This window comes from Pedobacter soli, assembly GCF_900101435.1.
Lineage (GTDB): Bacteria > Bacteroidota > Bacteroidia > Sphingobacteriales > Sphingobacteriaceae > Pedobacter > Pedobacter soli.
Map to the genome: position 1 here is coordinate 184,551 of NZ_FMZH01000005.1, position 17,272 is coordinate 201,822.

The window sequence follows — 17,272 nt, forward strand, 5'->3', positions numbered from 1 at the left end:
TATGCATCCAGTTTTAGCACAAAAAAATGAAATCATCCGCCTGGTAAATCAGGCGATGATTGATTTTGAAAACATTACCGAAGCAGCCTGGAATGATAAACCACAACCGCATAAATGGTCGAAAAAGGAATTATTGGGACATTTGATTGATAGTGCATCTAATAATATCCGCCGCCTCATTGTGGGACAATACGAGCAAGAAGTTAAAATCATTTATCACCAGGATGAGTGGGTAGCCTGTCAAAATTATCAGGCAGCTGATCTTGCAGAAGTAAAAACCCTTTGGAAACTTTTGAATAACCAGATTGCCCGTGTTATTGAAAATATTCCTGAGGAAAAACTGCAAAACACCTGCGACACCGGAAAAGGAAAGACTGAACTGCACACCCTTTCCTATTTTATTGAAGATTACCTTGTGCATTTACAATATCACTTAAATCAAATAACTGCTTAACCAAGCGCTAAGCCTATTAATAATGAAAAAGAGTATAAAAGTTTTCGCCCCAGCCACTGTTGCTAACGTAGTTTGTGGTTTCGATGTACTGGGATTTGCCGTTAATGAACCTGGCGATGAAGTTGAAATGCGCTTCACGGATACGCCTGGAGTGGTAATTAAAAAGATTACCGGCGATGATGGTCGCTTGCCTTTAGATGCTGCAAAAAATACTGTTAGCGCCAGCGTACAACACTACCTGAAACATATAAACCGCTTAGATGTGGGTGTAGAAATCGAGCTGCATAAAAAGATGCCTATTGGTAGTGGGCTGGGTTCTAGCTCTGCGAGCACGGTTGCGGGTTTATTTGCCATAAACAAATTAATGGGCGATTTGCTGACTACCAAAGAACTGGTTCCTTTTGCCATGAAGGGCGAAGAACTGGCCTGTGGTTATGGTCATGCCGATAATGTTGCTCCAGCCTTACTGGGTGGATTTGTATTGGTTAGAAGCTATGAGCCGCTGGATGTAATTTCTTTACCTACGCCTGCGGGCATGTATGCGGCCATTGTGTACCCTGAGGTGGATGTACCTACCAAAGATGCACGCCAGATGATCCGTAGCAAAGTATCGTTAAAAGATGCCGTTACCCAATGGGGCAATGTTGCCGGACTGGTAAGCGGTTTATTTATGAACGATTTTGATTTGATTGGCAGAAGTATGAAAGACGTACTGGTAGAGCCTACCCGTTCGATCTTAATTCCGGGATTTGAAGAAATGAGGGCTTTAGCTATGGAAAATGGGGCCATCGGCTTCGGAATTTCAGGTTCAGGTCCATCTGTTTTCGCCTTAACCAAAGATGAAGAAACAGCCCGAAAAATTACCAAATCGCAGCAGCAACATTTACATAAAATCAATATTAACAGTAAAGCTTTTGTTTCTCCGGTTAATGCCGAAGGACCAAGAGTAATTTCATAAGGGCGGAAGGTTGAGGACTAAAAGGCAGAGGGCTAAGTTTCCAAAACCTTCCAACCATCCAACCTTCCAACCTTCCAACCTCATTAAATAATGAAACTATATTCAACCAACAATAAAGATTTACGTGTTTCTTTTAAAGAAGCCGTGTTTAACAGCATGCCACAAGATAAAGGTTTGTACATGCCGGTAGAAATTCCGCAGCTGGATGCTGCTTTTATCGAAAATATTGAGCAATACACCTTACCAGAAATTGCTTACAAAGTAGCCTCTACCCTGCTAAAAGATGAAATTCCGGCTGATGATTTAAAAGCACTGATTAACGATGCCATTAATTTTGAAGCACCGGCAGTGAAACTGGACGATAGAACCTTTGTGCTGGAGCTTTTCCACGGACCATCTTTAGCCTTTAAAGATTTTGGAGCTCGCTTTATGAGCCGGGTGATGGCCTATTTTTTAAAAGATGGTGAGCAACTGCTTGATGTATTGGTAGCCACCTCAGGTGATACCGGCGGCGCTGTAGCACTCGGCTTTTTAGGCGTACCCAATACCCGCGTTACCATTTTATATCCTGAAGGCAAGGTGAGTCCGATACAGGAACTGCAGCTGACTACCAACGGACACAACATCCGCGCCATTGAAGTAAAAGGCACTTTTGACGATTGCCAGGCTTTGGTTAAACAAGCTTTTGCCGATGCCGATCTGAATGCGAAATTCCGCCTTACCTCGGCCAACTCCATTAATATTTCGAGGTTAATTCCACAAACGTTCTATTATTTCAACACTTACGCACAGCTGAAAAAACAAGGGCTTAGCGATGTGGTTTTCTCGGTACCAAGTGGAAACTTCGGCAATATTGGTGCAGGTTTGCTGGCTTACAAACTGGGATTACCGGCAAAACAGTTTATTGCTGCCACAAATGTTAACGATACTGTTCCACGCTTTTTAGAAACCGGCAACTATGAAACCAAACCTTCTACGCAAACCTATTCGAACGCGATGGATGTTGGTGCACCAAGCAATTGGGTAAGGATTATGGATTTGTTTAACCAAGATGTAGAAGCTTTGAAGAAAGTGGTTACTGCTTACCGTTTCACTGACGAAGAAACGCTGGCCGGAATTAAAGCACTCGATAATCAGTTTAATTATGTAGCTTGTCCGCATACTGCCATTGCCTATTTAGCAGTAGAAAAATACAGAAATGAAAATCCGGCAGACGAAAGTGCCGCCGTATTTTTATCTACGGCGCATGCCTGCAAATTCCCGGATATTTTTCCGGAAGCGATTGCTGCAAAAATCGAAATCCCGGAGCAGGTTACCGCTTTAGAAAGCAAACCTAAACAGGCCGACCAATTAGGTGTAGATTTTGAAGGATTTAAGGCTTATTTGCTAAGAGGATAAAACTTATCTAATTACGAGCATATAAATGGATTCGGGCTTAAGCCTGAATCCATTTTTTGTTTATGTTAGTCCGGATTTTTAATCCGGACTACTGAACCCAGGATTTTTAATCCTGATCCAGCCCCCATTTATGATTTGCTGCCAGAATAATTGATATTAGGGATGAAATCCTTATATTATGTATTTAATTCGTGGATTATGGCTTTCAAGTACACCGTTACCGATCAGAATGAAATTTATTTCATTACCACAACTGTAGTGGGTTGGATTGATGCATTTACGAGAAAAGAACTTGTGGAGGTTATTATTGAAAGCCTTAAATATTGTCAATCGGAAAAGGGATTAATTATTTATGCCTGGTGTTTAATGCCCAGTCATTTACATATGATTGTAAGTGCCACTGAAGGCAAAAAGCTTTCAGATATCATCAGAGATTTCAAAAAATTCACTTCAAAGAAAATCATCAAAACCCTGGGCGAAATTAACGAAAGCCGGGAGTGGCTTTTAGATAAATTTGCATTTGCTGCCCGAACAAATATTAAAAATAAGGACTACAAATTCTGGCAGGACGGGTTTCACCCAATTATCCTATATTCAAATGAGTTCAAGGATCAAAAATTGGATTATATCCACAACAATCCTATTGAAGCAGGAATTGTAACTGAAGCAGAATATTACAATTACAGCTCAGCTATAAATTATGCGGGAGGAATGGGTTTATTGGAAGTTGTTTATATGTGAGTTTAACTACTTCGGATTAAAAATCCGAAAAACGATAGGTCCGGATTGCAAATCCGGACCAACTAAGGGCTGCCTGAATCCGTTTATTGCTATATAATCTGCTGAGAGACCCTGAAATAAATCCGATAGCTATCGGATCAGGGTGACGATCTCATGTTAGTCCGGATTTGTAATCCGGACTCCTGGACCCAGGATTTAAAATCCTGGATGCTATTTAGAACGCTGCGCCCTTAAAGCTTTAATTTCGCGCTTTAATTCTTCAATTTGTTGCTGTTGCTCTTTAATGCTACCAACTAAAAGTGGTACTAAACTTTCGTAATCTACCTTGGTTATGGTTGCGGTTTTAAAAGCATTTTTACCAAAAGAATAATCTTTTGCCTGTACCGAAACGATATCTGGAACAGCTTTTTTAGCCTCAGCGCCTACAAATCCAATTTGAGGATTAGCCGATAAGCGAAGTTTTTCGGCCCAGGCTTTATCGTAATTAAAACTTACAGGCTGTAATTTGGTAACCTGACTTAGTGCGTTTTCGATAGGTTTAACATTATTCTGCACAACTTCCTGTGCACTGATTTTTAAAGAAGCAGCGATTAAAAACACTGCAAATGAAATTGCTCGTTTCATATAGAATGGTTTTTGAATTTTTAATAATAGACAATGGGTTTCACCTTTTAGTAAAACCTGATACTTGTAATAGATGTATTATATAGAAGGAGGAGGTGTTAAAACCTCAGGAAAGTACGCTAATCTAAAAGAATAATCAGGAACAATTAACTTCTTAGCCGTTAGCATGGGAAAATAAGACTGGATATTTGAGACAAATTGCGGTATAGCATATTCGGTTTCCAGCTTTTTCTCCTCTTTTTCAGAGGCATCATCATGCATCGACAATACTTCGGTGTTATCGCCAGAATAACTTAAATACGAAACCACATGACTTACTTTTATCAAAAAAGTAAGCGCAATGCAGGTTACAAGTATATATTTAAGGGTATCCAGCTTCATTATTGCAAATATAAGCGCTACGCTTTTAAAACAATAATACCCTCGGTTAAAGTTCTGTAAGAATTTCGAGCATAGCAGCTGTGACAAAATTTACATCAGCTACTGAGGTACGCCAGTTTACAAAGGCTGCCCGGATTCCTTTTTTGCCATTGTAGAAAGTTGGTGTCATGAAGACTTTGCCGGTTGCATTGAGTTTATTCAGAAACTCCTGCACATGATTTTCTTCCTTTAAAGTAAAACAAACGGTATTTAAACGCACCGGAGCCAGTAATTCGAAGGCCGGATGATTATTAATGAAATCAGCAAATAGCAAAGCCATTTCTACATTGCTTTCAACAATTTCCTGATAACCCTGCTTTCCGTAACTGGTTAAGGTAAACCAGGCTGGTAAGGCTTTTAAACGCCTTGAGTTTTCGGGCAGGAAATTGAGGTAGCTGAAGTTTTCCATTGGATCGCCCAAGTAAGCTGCATTCGAATTTTGGAAAGTTTCCACCTGCAATAGCTGATGCGCCTCCTTAACCAGAAACACTGCACTTTCGTAGGGAACATTCAGCCATTTGTGGCAATCGACCGTAATACTATCGGCGTTTTCCCAACCTTTTACCAAATGGTTGTACTCAGGTGAGCAAGCGGCAAAGCCACCAAAAGCAGCATCGATGTGCCACCAGAAATTATATTTTTGTTTTAATTGGTTAATGGCTTCAAAATCGTCGAAATCGACTGTATTTACCGTTCCGGCACTTGAAATTAATATAAAAGGAGCCCCATTTAGTGCTTGTATATTCAATTCTAAATCGGCAATATCCAAAGCTTCGCGATTACCCTGCATTACTTTTACAGGGATAATGTTATTACTGCCCAAACCCAGCATCGCCAGCGATTTAACCGACGATGAATGAGGAGTTGCCGATAAAACATTTACCTTGCCTGTAATGCCCTCACGCGCAAAATCTTTCCCCTCCTGTTTACCAATCCACTGCCGTGCTACTGCCAAACAGGTAAAGTTAGAGAGGGTTGCCCCGGTTACAAAGCCGCCAAAAAACTGATGGGGTAAATTAAAAAGCGACAGCAAAAGCTGTATGGTTTCCAGCTCAATCAAAGCAGAAATATCGCCATTTCCTTTTGCTGATTGGGTATTCTGATCGTAAATGGTAGCCAGCCAATCGCCGGCAATAGCTGCAGGCGTTGTACCACCGGTTACAAAGCCCCAATAGCGCGGCCCTGATGAGGCTACAATAATGGGCTCGAAGCGTTCGTTAAATTGTTTTAAAGCACCTTCTGCGCCAACTCCTTCAGCAGCTAAACTATTTATCAATTCTACGCCACCACTACTCGCCGTAGCGCGTTCATGAATCTGATTTAAATAAGCCATCCCCTGCTCTTTTACATCGGTTAAGATGTTATCGAGGTTTTGCTGGTCTTTATTTAAATGATTCATAGTCAATAGAGTTTAATTGTGCGGAAACATTCGGACCTCGCAACTTTATAAAACCTGCGAGGTTGCTTAAGATCTGTTAAAAAATCGCCCTGGCAATTTCTTTGGTTTGCTCAGGTCGGCCCATGGTGTAAAAATGTAGCACAGGTGCGCCGAATTCCATCAATTCTTTACACTGTTTAATCATGGCTGCCGTACCTATTTCTTTGGCCTCAGCATTGTTCTTAGCATACGATAACGCCTCGGTTAGCTCGTTTGGCAAATCGAGGTGGAAAATTTTAGGTAAAACTGTTAACTGTTTTAAGGTACTAATTGGCTTTAAACCTGGAATAATTGGCACATTGATGTCGTTCTCCCTGCATTTTTTAACAAAATCGAAATATTTCTGATTATCAAAAAACATCTGGGTAACAATAAACTCGGCGCCCATATCAACTTTCTTTTTCAGGTATTTAAAGTCGGCATTTAAATTAGGTGCTTCAAAATGTTTTTCCGGATAACCTGCTACACCAATACAGAAATCGCTTTTATAGGTATCGATATCTTCGTGCAGAAACTTACCGTTATTATGGTCTTTAATATGCTGAATCAAATCGGTAGCATAGTGGTGGCCGCCTTTGGTAGGGATAAAAGAAGCTTCGGCCTGACGCGCATCACCACGTAAAGCCAGTACATTATCAATCCCTAAAAACTGCAGGTCAATCAGTGCGTTCTCGGTTTCTTCTTTGGTAAAACCACCACAAATTAAATGCGGTACCGCATCAATCTTGTATTTATGAATAATGGCCGCACAAATGGCAATAGTACCCGGACGCTTGCGGTATGATACTTTTTGCAATAAACCGTTTTCCTGCTCTTTATAAATGTAATCTTCGCGTAGGGAAGTTACATCAATAAATGGCGGATTAAACTCCAGCAAAGGATCGATAGCATCGTAAACCCACTGGATACTCTGCCCCTTCATTGGTGGCAATAACTCGAAAGAGAATAAGGTTTTACCCTTTGCGTTTTTTATATGGTCTGTAATCTTCATAACCTGGTTTAGTTGTCATGCTGAATGCTAATGAAGCATCTCAAAAACAATAGCAGTCCCTATCTTTTTATGACTGCAACATCAAAATATGTCCTCCACTTTGAGATCCTTCGTTATACTCAGGATGACAAAGCGGGGGGTTAATAAGCTAAATTCGGACTTAACCACCGCTCTACTTCTTCAACCGGCATATTTTTCCTGGTGGCATAATCTTCAATCTGATCTTTGGTTATTTTACCTAATCCAAAGTATTTCGAATCGGGATGTGCGAAATAGAACCCGCTTACCGCAGCAGTTGGATACATGGCGTAACTTTCTGTCAGGCGTAAACCAATTTTATTTTCGGCATCAAGCAAAGCGAATAATGTTCCTTTTTCGGTATGCTCAGGACAAGCCGGATAACCCGGCGCTGGCCGAATACCTGCATATTCTTCTTTTATTAATTCCTGATTGCTTAGATTTTCATCTTTGGCATAACCCCAGTATTCCCTACGTACGCGCTCGTGCATCCGCTCGGCAAAGGCCTCGGCTAAACGATCGGCCAATGCTTTGGCCATAATGCTGTTATAATCATCGTGGTTAGCTTCAAACTCATTCACCAGTTCATCAATACCAATACCAGTTGTTACCGCAAAACCTCCGAAATAATCCTGAATACCGCTTTCTTTTGGCGCAATAAAATCAGATAAAGCATAATAAGGTTGTCCGTCTACTTTTTCGGCTTGTTGGCGGAGGGTGTGTATGGTTATCAGTTGGGAGTTTTCAGTTTTCAGTTCGGAGTTATTTACCAACTGATTACTGTCAGCTGTTAACTGAATATCGTCTCCAACTGCATTTGCAGGCCAGAAACCAATGACACCTCTTGCGGTTAACAATTTCTCGTCGAGGATGCGTTTTAACAAAGTCTGTGCATCATCGAATAGTTTTTTAGCTTCGTCACCTACGTTTTTATCGTCGAAAATTTTCGGATAACTTCCACGCAGCTCCCAGGTATGGAAAAATGGCGTCCAATCGATGTAAGGCACCAGTTCTTCTAATGGATAATTATCAAAAACTTTCGTACCCGTAAATTCAGGAACCGGCAGATCAGCTTTAAAATCGATCTTAAACTTGTTTTCGCGAGCCTCTTCTAAAGTTTTAAAGCGCTTATCAGAACGCTTGTTCAAATGTGCTTCACGTGCTTTATCATATTCGGCTTTAATACCAGCCACATATTCGTCCTTCGTATCAGGGTTCATTAAGGTACTGCATACCGTAACACTTCTGGAAGCATCCAAAACATGAATAGCAGGGCCAGAATAGTTTGGTGCAACTTTTACGGCTGCATGAATACGTGATGTAGTTGCTCCACCGATAATTAAAGGAATGGTAAAACCTTCGCGTTCCATTTCTTTGGCAAAGTGAACCATCTCATCAAGCGATGGCGTAATTAATCCACTTAAACCAATAATATCGGCATTTATTTCTTTGGCTTTTTTGATGATATCCTGTGCAGGAACCATCACGCCCATATCTATAATTTCGAAGTTATTACAAGCCAGTACCACACCCACAATATTTTTACCGATATCGTGTACATCGCCTTTCACCGTAGCCATCAACACTTTTCCGGCCGAAGAATTCTGGTCCTGATCTGGATTATCAAGTTTTTCCTGTTCGATAAAGGGCAATAAATAAGCAACCGCTTTTTTCATAACCCTGGCCGATTTTACTACCTGGGGCAGGAACATTTTTCCGGCACCAAACAAATCGCCCACGATATTCATCCCGTCCATCAATGGCCCCTCAATTACCTGAATCGGGCGGTCGTATTTCTGACGTGCTTCTTCTACATCATCATCCAGGTATTCTACAATTCCCTTTACCAAAGAATGAGACAGCCTTTCTTCTACAGAGCCCTTTCTCCATTCCTCATCCTTTACCACTTCTTTACCTTTTGATTTTACGGTATCGGCATATTCAACCAGGCGTTCGGTTGCATCTTCCCTCCGGTTTAACAGTACATCTTCTACCCTCTCTAACAATTCTGGTGGAATTTCCTGATAAACCTCAAGCATCCCGGCGTTTACGATGCCCATATCCAAACCAGCCTGAATAGCATGGTAAAGGAATGCAGAGTGCATGGCTTCGCGAACAACATTATTTCCCCTGAAAGAGAAAGAAATATTGGAAACCCCACCACTTACCTTGGCATGAGGCAGGTTTTCTTTAATCCAGCGGGTAGCATTAATAAAATCGACCGCGTAATTGTTGTGCTCCTCCAGTCCGGTGGCCACAGTTAAAATATTCGGGTCGAAAATAATATCTTCTGGCGGGAAACCGATTTCATTTACCAGGATATCGTAGCTGCGTTTACAGATTTCTACCCTTCTTTGGTAATTATCTGCTTGTCCCTGCTCATCAAAAGCCATTACCACTACAGCTGCCCCATATTGCATAATTTTACGGGCACTTTCGCGGAATTTATCTTCACCTTCTTTTAAAGAAATGGAATTTACAATCCCTTTTCCCTGCAGGCATTTTAATCCATTTTCAATTACCGACCACTTCGATGAATCGACCATGATGGGCAATTTCGCAATATCGGGCTCAGAGGCAATCAGGTTTAGGAATTTGGTCATGGCAGCTTCCGAATCAAGCATCCCCTCATCCATATTCACATCAATAACCTGCGCACCACCTTCTACCTGCTGCAATGCAACAGCTAATGCAGCTTCGTAATCACCACCCAAAATCAGTTTAGAAAACTTAGGCGATCCGGTAATGTTGGTCCTTTCGCCAATGTTTACGAAAATACTATCTGGTGTAATGGTTACCGGCTCAAGCCCGCTTAAACGCATGTAAGGCTCAAGTACAGGTAATTTTCTTGGTTCGGCTTTTCGTGCATTTTTAGCAATGCAGCCAATGTGATCTGGCGTGGTACCACAACAGCCCCCAACAATATTTACAAAGCCCGAGGCAATAAAATCATCAACCAGATGGGCAGTTTCGTGCGGTTGCTCATCATAAGCACCAAACTCGTTTGGTAAACCCGCATTCGGATAAGCCGAAACATAACAGCCTGCTTTTGCAGCAAGCTCTTCAATATGCGGACGCATTTCTTTAGCTCCCAATGCACAGTTAAAACCAATGCTCAAAGGCTTAGCATGCATTACTGAATTTAAGAAAGCCTCGGCAGTTTGGCCTGATAGTGTTCTACCAGAAGCATCGGTAATGGTACCCGAAATCATAATCTCGAGCTTACGACCAATTACTTCTTCATATTTTTTAATGGCAACAATGGCCACTTTGGCATTTAAAGTATCGAAAATAGTTTCAATCAACAATACATCCGATCCACCATCTACCAAGCCGCGTACCTGCTCGTAATAAGCAGCTTCAAGCTCATCGAAATAAACCGCCCTGAAACCCGGATCGTTTACATTGGGCGACATTGAAAGGGTACGGTTGGTTGGGCCAATGGCACCGGCAACAAAGCACTTGCGATCGGGATTAGCCGCCATAAACTCATTTGCCGCTTCTTTGGCTACCCTTGCGCCTTCGAAACTCATTTCGTAAGAGAGGTCTTCCATCTGGTAATCGGCCATCGAAATACGCTGCGTACTAAAAGTATTGGTTTCGATAATATCGGCACCGGCAGCCAGGTATTCGAGGTGTATGGTTTTGATAATATCGGGGCGCGTAATGTTAAGCAAATCGTTATTGCCTTTTACATCGCAGGGATGATCTTTAAAGCGCTCCCCTCTAAAATCTTCTTCGGTTAGGGTATATCGCTGAATCATGGTACCCATAGCACCATCAATCACCAAAATACGTTTTTCTAATTCTTCTCTTATGCTCATTCTTGTTGTGATAATAAGTATCAAGTAGCGGGAATCGAGTATCAAGATTACTCCTAATAAATGATAACACTACAAAAAGCAAGGTAATAAAACAGTTATGTCTTGATACCTGATACTTTATTCGTAATACTCAAAAAGCTTATCTAAAAAGTTGGTACGAGAATCGTAATCCTAAACTTATCTTTCCCCGAATAAAATCGAGATAGAATTTAGCACCTTGTGTGGCACAGGTTGCTAAGACTTCGTTGGGTCTAATCCCTCCGTCTTTCTTAATAAGCATACAAAAATGCAACAAAGCGGCATCATTTCCAAAAATTATCGCTTCGCAGCCAAATAAAATTACAAAGGCCATGCAAAACTGCACAGCCTTAAGAATATTGTTCGGTATTTAAGCTTACTTTCTGTTTCCGAAAATACGCAGTAAATAAAGGAATATGTTTAAGAAATCAAGATATAACGATAATGCAGCTACGATAGCCATTTTTTTGGTTTCAACCTGAAGCACCTGCTCGCCGCTAGCCTCGATCCCTTCTCCAATCCTTTTAATTTTTTGCACATCGTAAGCTGTTAAAGCAGTAAAGATCGCTATACCAATAAAAGCCATAAACAAGCTAAATTGCTCACTTTGAACAAACATATTAATTACGCTCGCAATTACTAAACCAATTACCCCTACCATAAGAATAGGTCCAAATTTGCTTAAATCGACATTTGTAGTATAGCCCATAAAAGCCATAATACCGAAAATACCGGCAGCACCAGCAAAACAGCTTACTACTGAACCAGAAGTATAAGCCAATAAGATAAAGCTTAAACTCACTCCGGTTAATACAGAATAAAGCACAAATACACCAATTAACGCAGGTAATGATAAACGGCTTAAACCAAATCCCATTAATAAAACCAACCCAAGCGGAGCAAACATGGCGATATAGCCAAAGATTGACATCCCTACCTTGCCAGTATTAGGATTAATATTGATAAGGTATTGCATTAGCTGTTCGTTGGTACCAAACAGATATGCCGCTACTGTAGATAAGCTCAGTGCGACGAACATCCATAGGAAGACGTTGGCAAAGAATTTTTTAGAAACAGACTTTTCCTGAACGAAAACACTGTTGTCCTGATATTGATAATTTTGTTGTTCCATTTTAATTTTTTGTGTGATAAATTATAAAAATAAACATTTAGTTTAATCTTTTTGTCAAGAGTTCTTCAACTTTTTTAAAGAACTGTAATGGCTTTAAGGTACGCCATGGCAGATTATCGAAATCGCCGCCAAAGTTAATGTAATAATCGATGTTGTTATCGCGAAACTCGGCAATTACGTGTTCCTGAAAGTTCACACCCACAATCCAGCCATCTTCTACCTCCTGAAACCATTCTTCATAATAACTGTCATCAGACGCATGGAAATTCAGCACATTTTCTCCAATAAGGATAAATTTATTGATGCCTTCATCCATCATCAGCTCAACCACATCGCGTTTAAGCAACATGATATCGTTGTTAATGGCATCGTTCCACTCGCCAATTAATTCGATAATGGCGTAACTGCGGTCGTAATCGGCATAAAGTATTTTCAGATAGAGGGTACCCGAACCAAAATCATCCCACTGTGGGTGTAGCAAAAAGTTATAAATCTGTTTATCGAAGTAAAGCTCTGAGTATTCGGTATTGTAAAACGGCGAGCGTTCGTCTTCTGCCGAGATATAATCATCTCTCCATTGGTAATAAGGCTCAATCTCGTGCATATTCTCTTATCTTCATCCTTTATAAATGTTGCCCCGCTTCTACTGCCTTACGCACGCTTCCATAACGGTTGAGCAGCTCGGCAGCTTCTTCGTAACCAATACGCAGCTCGTCTGCCACCATTTGTGTTCCGCGATCAACCAGCTTATGATTGGTTAATTGCATATCGACCATTTTATTACCCACCACACGTCCAAGCTGCACCATAACAGTGGTACTCAACATGTTCAAAACCAGTTTTTGTGCGGTACCCGATTTCATGCGCGTAGAGCCGGTAATAAACTCTGGACCTACTACTACTTCAACCGGAAAATCTGATTCGGCTGCAATTGGTCCGCCGGTATTGCAAACAATGCAACCGGTTAAAACGCCATGCTTACGGGCGGTATTTAAGCCTCCAATAACATAAGGGGTTGTGCCTGATGCGGCCAGGCCAACCAGACAGTCTTTTTCGTTGATATTGAACTCTTGTAAATCTTTCCAGGCCTGTTCAGCATCATCCTCGGCAAATTCTACCGCTCTTCTGATCGCGGTATCGCCACCGGCAATAATCCCAACAACCCAATCAAATGGCACACCATAAGTTGGCGGGCATTCTGAAGCATCTACCACCCCGAGGCGCCCGCTCGTTCCTGCTCCGATATAAAAAAGACGACCACCTTTTTTCATTCTTTCGGCAACTGCCGAAGTTAATTTTTCGATCTGAGGCAAAGATTTTTCTACGGCAAAAGCCACAGTTTTATCTTCGTTATTAATGCCCTGCAAAACTTCCAACACCGACATCTTATCGATGTGGCTATAGTTAGATTCCTGCTCGGTAACTCTGTTCATAAATTTAATTTTGATAAAATTCGGTAAATTCTTTCTAAATACCCCCCTAAAAATTCAAAAATATGCAGCACAAAATTCAATCAGCACATTCTTCAGGTTAATTTATGTTAAAAATTATAAACAAAAGACAAGAAAATGCAGTTAAAAAATATATCAACCCGCTAATTTTCATAAATTTGCAGTAACGCTGATGAAAAAAAACACCCGTAATAATATACTGATCGCTATAAGCTATTCTGTAATCTTAATAGCAGGTATGTTCTTGGGCATAAAATTCATTAAAGACCAGGGCTTTGGCGTCAAGAGAAGTCCACAGCTGGCCAATAACAGCGACGAGAAACTCAACGAAATCCTCCACATCATCAACGGCAACTACGTTGATGATATCAATACCGATTCGCTTCAAAATTTACCTATCGACAGCGTGCTACACCAGCTCGATCCGCATAGCGTATACCTTCCTCCCACAGATGCACAAGACATGAGCGATAACCTGGAAGGAAACTTTGAAGGTGTTGGTATAGAATATTACATGCTTAATGATACCATGATGGTTACAGGTGTTGTTAAGGATGGTCCGGCTGCACAGGCGGGCATAAAACTGGGTGATAAAATCCTGAGTATCGATACCGCAGTAGTTAGCGGGCGGAATTTACCAAAAGACCAGCTTACCGGACGTTTTAAAGGTAAAGCCGGAACTGGCGTAAGCGTGGTTCTATTACATCCGGGCCTTACGCAAAGCAACCGTATTATGGTTACCAGGGGTAAGGTAAACATCAGTAGTATCGATGCAGCTTACATGATTAACAACGAAACGGGTTATGTACGCATCAGTAAATTTGGAGCCAATACTGATAATGATTTTGCAGCAGCCGCGAACAACCTGAAAGCGAAAGGTATGAAAAAACTGATTCTTGATCTGCGCGATAACGGTGGTGGTTATTTTACCGCGGCAACCGGTTTAGCTGATCAGTTCTTACCCGAAAATAAGTTAATTGTTTACACCCAGGGCAAACATGAGCCGCGTACCGATTATTTCTCTACCGGAACCGGAGCTTTTCAAAATGGTAAACTGGCTGTCCTGATTAATGAAAATACGGCCTCCGCTAGTGAAATTGTTGCCGGAGCCATTCAGGATTTGGGCAGAGGTATTATTGTTGGCCGCCGCTCATTTGGTAAAGGCCTGGTACAAGAACAATTTGCCTTTGGCGATGGTTCTGCATTAAACCTTACCATTGCCCGCTACTACACCCCTTCTGGACGCAGTATTCAAAAATCTTATAAAAAAGGTTACGATGCCTATAAGCATGAGCTGGATGAACGCATGATGGATGGCGAATTAACCGGCGACCGGACTTCTTTCCAGGATTCGATTGAAAAAACAGAGGGTGTAAATCCCCAACCCACTAAAAGATTTAAGCCGGCAGGTGGTATACAGCCTGATGTTTTTGTACGACTGGACACTACCGGATACAATAAATTTTACAGCAACCTGGTGAGTAAAAAAGTACTTTCTGATTATGTATTTAATGTTTTAACCAACAGATACAGCGCCAGCTTTGTAGAACAGAATATTAATATTTTTACCATTACCGATAACGATTTTAAAGATTTTATCGGTTTTATACAGCGTAAAAATGTGCCGATTGATCGTTTTCAACTATATAATGCTAAAACTATAATCCAAAACGACCTGAAAGCATTGCTTTGCCGTTATTATTTGGGAGATGTAGGTTACTACAAAGCCGCTAACCAAACCGACAATGCGGTAAGGCAGGCACTAGTCAACCTGCAATAGCCATATTATATTTTTTAGCAAACCTCTCCGATCAAACCAAAAAGAGCTATAATTTTAAATCACACAACAAAAACAATATAATATTCTTATTTAAACCAAAACAGCGATATTATATTTCTATTTACATAATTTTGCCCGCATATCTAATCAGTTATGACATCAGGCAATTTATCAGCAACAGACCAACATACATTAAGCAATTTATTAGAAAAAGTAAAGAACCAAACCGATTTGTTCCTCGGCTATCCGGTTGCTAAAGATTTCGATTATCAGGAGCTAACCGACTTTTTGAAATACCCGATGAATAATCTCGGCGATCCATTTGTTACTTCTACTTATGGAGTGGGTTCGCGCGAACTGGAAAAGGAAGTAGTAGCTTTCTTTGCCAATCTTTTCCGGGCGCCTGAAGATAACTGGTGGGGTTACGTAACCAATGGTGGTTCGGAAGGAAACCTTTATGGCCTGTACCTGGCCCGCGAGCTTCATCCGAAAGGTATGGTCTATTACTCTGAAGCTACCCATTACAGTGTTCAGAAAAATCTCCATCTGCTTAACATGCCAAACATTGTCATCCGCACGCAGGAGAATGGTGAAATTGATTATGATGATCTGGAGTACACGATCAGGATGAACCGTCACATGCCGGTTATCATTATGGCCAATATCGGCACCACCATGACGGAAGCACGCGATGATGTTGCCAAAATTAAAGCGATTTTAAAAAAACTGGCCATTCAGCATTACTATATCCATGCCGATGCGGCGCTTTCAGGCACTTACAGCGCATTGATTGAACCCCGCCCTGCATTTGATTTTGAAGATGGAGCTGATAGCATTGCCATTAGCGGACATAAATTTTTCGGTTCGCCAATGCCCTGCGGCGTGGTGATTGCTAAAAAATCAAACCGCGACAGGATTGCACGTTCGGTAGCCTATATTGGCAGTGTAGATACTACGATTACAGGCTCGAGGAATGGACATAGCCCACTGTTTTTGTGGCACACCATTAAACGACTTGGAATAGCAGGTTTAAAAGCACGTGCGCTGCACAGCCTGGAAACTGCCACATACACGGAATTAAAACTTAAAGAAATGGGGATAGCTGCCTGGCGGAACACCAATGCCATTACCGTTAACTTCCCTGCTCCATCAGCCGCTATCTGTAAAAAATGGCAACTGGCTGCCGAAAATGGCCATTCACACATTATTTGCATGCCCAATGTTAATCAGACACATATTGATCTTTTTATAGCCGATTTAAAAGCCGAAATGGTGTTGCAACACTAATTGTTTTTCAAAAACATTTGTTTGATCTTTATGTTTAACAACCATACTCAATAAGTTAAACTTAAATAATCAACAATGATCATTATAGTTGTAGGCGCAACCGGGACTTTGGGCAAAAAAGTTAGTGATGCTTTTGCCCAAAAACACAAAGTGATACGTGTAGGTAATACCAAAGGAGATGTACAGGTTGATATTACCAATGAAGCATCGATTAAAGCCATGTTCGAAAAAATAGGCCCTTTTGATGCCTTGATTAGCACCAGCGGCAAAGGCCCTTTTGCCCCCGTTAAAGAAATGACAGGTGAAACGTTTAAGAAAGGCCTGCTGGATAAATTACTGGGCCAGGTTAATTTGGTACTCCTAGGGCAGCACTACATTAATAAAGGAGGTTCTTTTACCCTAACATCTGGCATCCTGGCCGATCATCCGGTAGCAGCTGGCTCGGCATTAAGTGCTATAAATGGCGGTTTAAACTCATTTGTAATTGCAGCAGCACCTGAGCTAGAAAACGGCGTACGCATTAATGCAGTTAGCCCAAATGTGGTTGAAGATTCGCCTGCTTATTTCGATTCTTTTCCAGGTGAAATACCAGTTACTATGGATAAGGTTGTAAAAGCATTTGAAAAAAGCCTGCTTGGTATTATTACAGGGCAAGTGATTAAAGTTTATTAACATAACCTTGTTTTGAAAAACCTTGATTTTAATGGCTAAAGCATTATATTGAGCCCATTAACCAGC

At 41.2% G+C, this 17,272-nt stretch carries 15 protein-coding genes and 1 riboswitch; of the genes, 7 read left to right on the forward strand and 8 right to left on the reverse strand.

All coding sequences use genetic code 11. The features are described from left to right. The first annotated feature begins 1 nt into the window (after window position 1). The 4 genes from BLR37_RS12735 (at window position 2) to BLR37_RS12750 (ending at window position 3,551) form a co-directional block, all read left to right on the forward strand. On the forward strand, window positions 2-454 hold the full coding sequence (locus BLR37_RS12735; protein ID WP_090769115.1) for a DinB family protein: 453 nt from the start codon (window positions 2-4) through the stop codon (window positions 452-454). A 22-nt stretch (window positions 455-476) separates the two neighbouring features. Further along, window positions 477-1,412 (forward strand): homoserine kinase, encoded by a 936-nt coding sequence (locus BLR37_RS12740; RefSeq protein WP_090769117.1) that lies wholly within the window; start codon window positions 477-479, stop codon window positions 1,410-1,412. Between the two features lie 90 nt (window positions 1,413-1,502). After that, window positions 1,503-2,810, forward strand: a complete 1,308-nt coding sequence (gene thrC, locus BLR37_RS12745; protein WP_090769119.1) for a threonine synthase — start codon at window positions 1,503-1,505, stop codon at window positions 2,808-2,810. A gap of 162 nt (window positions 2,811-2,972) precedes the next feature. Continuing rightward, window positions 2,973-3,551, forward strand: coding sequence for an REP-associated tyrosine transposase (locus tag BLR37_RS12750; RefSeq protein ID WP_244154653.1), 579 nt, complete (start codon window positions 2,973-2,975; stop codon window positions 3,549-3,551). A 210-nt stretch (window positions 3,552-3,761) separates the two neighbouring features. Here BLR37_RS12750 and BLR37_RS12755 read toward each other — a convergent pair whose 3' ends face one another. The 8 genes from BLR37_RS12755 to murQ all read right to left on the reverse strand — a co-directional run bounded on the left by BLR37_RS12755 (window position 3,762) and on the right by murQ (window position 13,449). Beyond that, window positions 3,762-4,175, reverse strand: a complete 414-nt coding sequence (locus BLR37_RS12755) for a tail fiber domain-containing protein (RefSeq protein ID WP_090769121.1) — start codon at window positions 4,173-4,175, stop codon at window positions 3,762-3,764. A 78-nt stretch (window positions 4,176-4,253) separates the two neighbouring features. Next, window positions 4,254-4,556, reverse strand: coding sequence for a hypothetical protein (locus BLR37_RS12760; RefSeq protein ID WP_090769123.1), 303 nt, complete (start codon window positions 4,554-4,556; stop codon window positions 4,254-4,256). 46 nt (window positions 4,557-4,602) lie between these two features. Then, window positions 4,603-5,994 carry a pyridoxal phosphate-dependent decarboxylase family protein gene (locus BLR37_RS12765; protein WP_090769125.1) on the reverse strand — a complete coding sequence of 464 codons (1,392 nt, stop codon included), beginning with the start codon at window positions 5,992-5,994 and terminating at the stop codon, window positions 4,603-4,605. A 76-nt stretch (window positions 5,995-6,070) separates the two neighbouring features. Further along, window positions 6,071-7,024, reverse strand: a complete 954-nt coding sequence (gene metF, locus BLR37_RS12770) for a methylenetetrahydrofolate reductase [NAD(P)H] (protein WP_090769127.1) — start codon at window positions 7,022-7,024, stop codon at window positions 6,071-6,073. A 140-nt stretch (window positions 7,025-7,164) separates the two neighbouring features. Further along, complete coding sequence (gene metH, locus BLR37_RS12775; RefSeq protein ID WP_090769129.1) at window positions 7,165-10,866, reverse strand: methionine synthase; 3,702 nt, start codon at window positions 10,864-10,866, stop codon at window positions 7,165-7,167. 174 nt (window positions 10,867-11,040) lie between these two features. Beyond that, a riboswitch (SAM riboswitch) is annotated at window positions 11,041-11,145 on the reverse strand. A 115-nt stretch (window positions 11,146-11,260) separates the two neighbouring features. Then, on the reverse strand, window positions 11,261-12,016 hold the full coding sequence (locus BLR37_RS12780) for a Bax inhibitor-1/YccA family protein (protein ID WP_090769131.1): 756 nt from the start codon (window positions 12,014-12,016) through the stop codon (window positions 11,261-11,263). A gap of 37 nt (window positions 12,017-12,053) precedes the next feature. Beyond that, window positions 12,054-12,620 carry a hypothetical protein gene (locus BLR37_RS12785; protein ID WP_039472916.1) on the reverse strand — a complete coding sequence of 189 codons (567 nt, stop codon included), beginning with the start codon at window positions 12,618-12,620 and terminating at the stop codon, window positions 12,054-12,056. Between the two features lie 19 nt (window positions 12,621-12,639). Then, complete coding sequence (murQ, locus tag BLR37_RS12790; protein WP_039472914.1) at window positions 12,640-13,449, reverse strand: N-acetylmuramic acid 6-phosphate etherase; 810 nt, start codon at window positions 13,447-13,449, stop codon at window positions 12,640-12,642. Window positions 13,450-13,639: 190 nt separating this feature from the next. Here murQ and BLR37_RS12795 point away from each other — a divergent pair, with 190 nt between their 5' ends. The 3 genes from BLR37_RS12795 to BLR37_RS12805 all read left to right on the forward strand — a co-directional run bounded on the left by BLR37_RS12795 (window position 13,640) and on the right by BLR37_RS12805 (window position 17,206). Then, window positions 13,640-15,247, forward strand: a complete 1,608-nt coding sequence (locus tag BLR37_RS12795) for a S41 family peptidase (RefSeq protein ID WP_090769132.1) — start codon at window positions 13,640-13,642, stop codon at window positions 15,245-15,247. Window positions 15,248-15,400: 153 nt separating this feature from the next. Further along, window positions 15,401-16,534: a histidine decarboxylase gene (locus BLR37_RS12800; RefSeq protein ID WP_090769134.1), complete on the forward strand. Its 1,134-nt coding sequence runs from the start codon at window positions 15,401-15,403 to the stop codon at window positions 16,532-16,534. 75 nt (window positions 16,535-16,609) lie between these two features. Continuing rightward, complete coding sequence (locus tag BLR37_RS12805; protein WP_090769136.1) at window positions 16,610-17,206, forward strand: short chain dehydrogenase; 597 nt, start codon at window positions 16,610-16,612, stop codon at window positions 17,204-17,206. The last annotated feature ends 66 nt before the right edge of the window (window positions 17,207-17,272 follow it).

Bases quoted from the DNA above. Each gene is read 5' to 3' on its own strand.
- thrC (WP_090769119.1), top strand. From the start codon at position 1,503: ATGAAACTATATTCAACCAACAATAAAGATTTACGTGTTTCTTTTAAA.
- BLR37_RS12805 (WP_090769136.1), top strand. From the start codon at position 16,610: ATGATCATTATAGTTGTAGGCGCAACCGGGACTTTGGGCAAAAAAGTT.
- metH (WP_090769129.1), bottom strand. From the start codon at position 10,866: ATGAGCATAAGAGAAGAATTAGAAAAACGTATTTTGGTGATTGATGGT.
- BLR37_RS12750 (WP_244154653.1), top strand. From the start codon at position 2,973: ATGAAATCCTTATATTATGTATTTAATTCGTGGATTATGGCTTTCAAG.
- BLR37_RS12760 (WP_090769123.1), bottom strand. From the start codon at position 4,556: ATGAAGCTGGATACCCTTAAATATATACTTGTAACCTGCATTGCGCTT.
- metF (WP_090769127.1), bottom strand. From the start codon at position 7,024: ATGAAGATTACAGACCATATAAAAAACGCAAAGGGTAAAACCTTATTC.
- murQ (WP_039472914.1), bottom strand. From the start codon at position 13,449: ATGAACAGAGTTACCGAGCAGGAATCTAACTATAGCCACATCGATAAG.
- BLR37_RS12785 (WP_039472916.1), bottom strand. From the start codon at position 12,620: ATGCACGAGATTGAGCCTTATTACCAATGGAGAGATGATTATATCTCG.
- BLR37_RS12800 (WP_090769134.1), top strand. From the start codon at position 15,401: ATGACATCAGGCAATTTATCAGCAACAGACCAACATACATTAAGCAAT.
- BLR37_RS12795 (WP_090769132.1), top strand. From the start codon at position 13,640: ATGAAAAAAAACACCCGTAATAATATACTGATCGCTATAAGCTATTCT.
- BLR37_RS12780 (WP_090769131.1), bottom strand. From the start codon at position 12,016: ATGGAACAACAAAATTATCAATATCAGGACAACAGTGTTTTCGTTCAG.
- BLR37_RS12765 (WP_090769125.1), bottom strand. From the start codon at position 5,994: ATGAATCATTTAAATAAAGACCAGCAAAACCTCGATAACATCTTAACC.
- BLR37_RS12735 (WP_090769115.1), top strand. From the start codon at position 2: ATGCATCCAGTTTTAGCACAAAAAAATGAAATCATCCGCCTGGTAAAT.
- BLR37_RS12740 (WP_090769117.1), top strand. From the start codon at position 477: ATGAAAAAGAGTATAAAAGTTTTCGCCCCAGCCACTGTTGCTAACGTA.
- BLR37_RS12755 (WP_090769121.1), bottom strand. From the start codon at position 4,175: ATGAAACGAGCAATTTCATTTGCAGTGTTTTTAATCGCTGCTTCTTTA.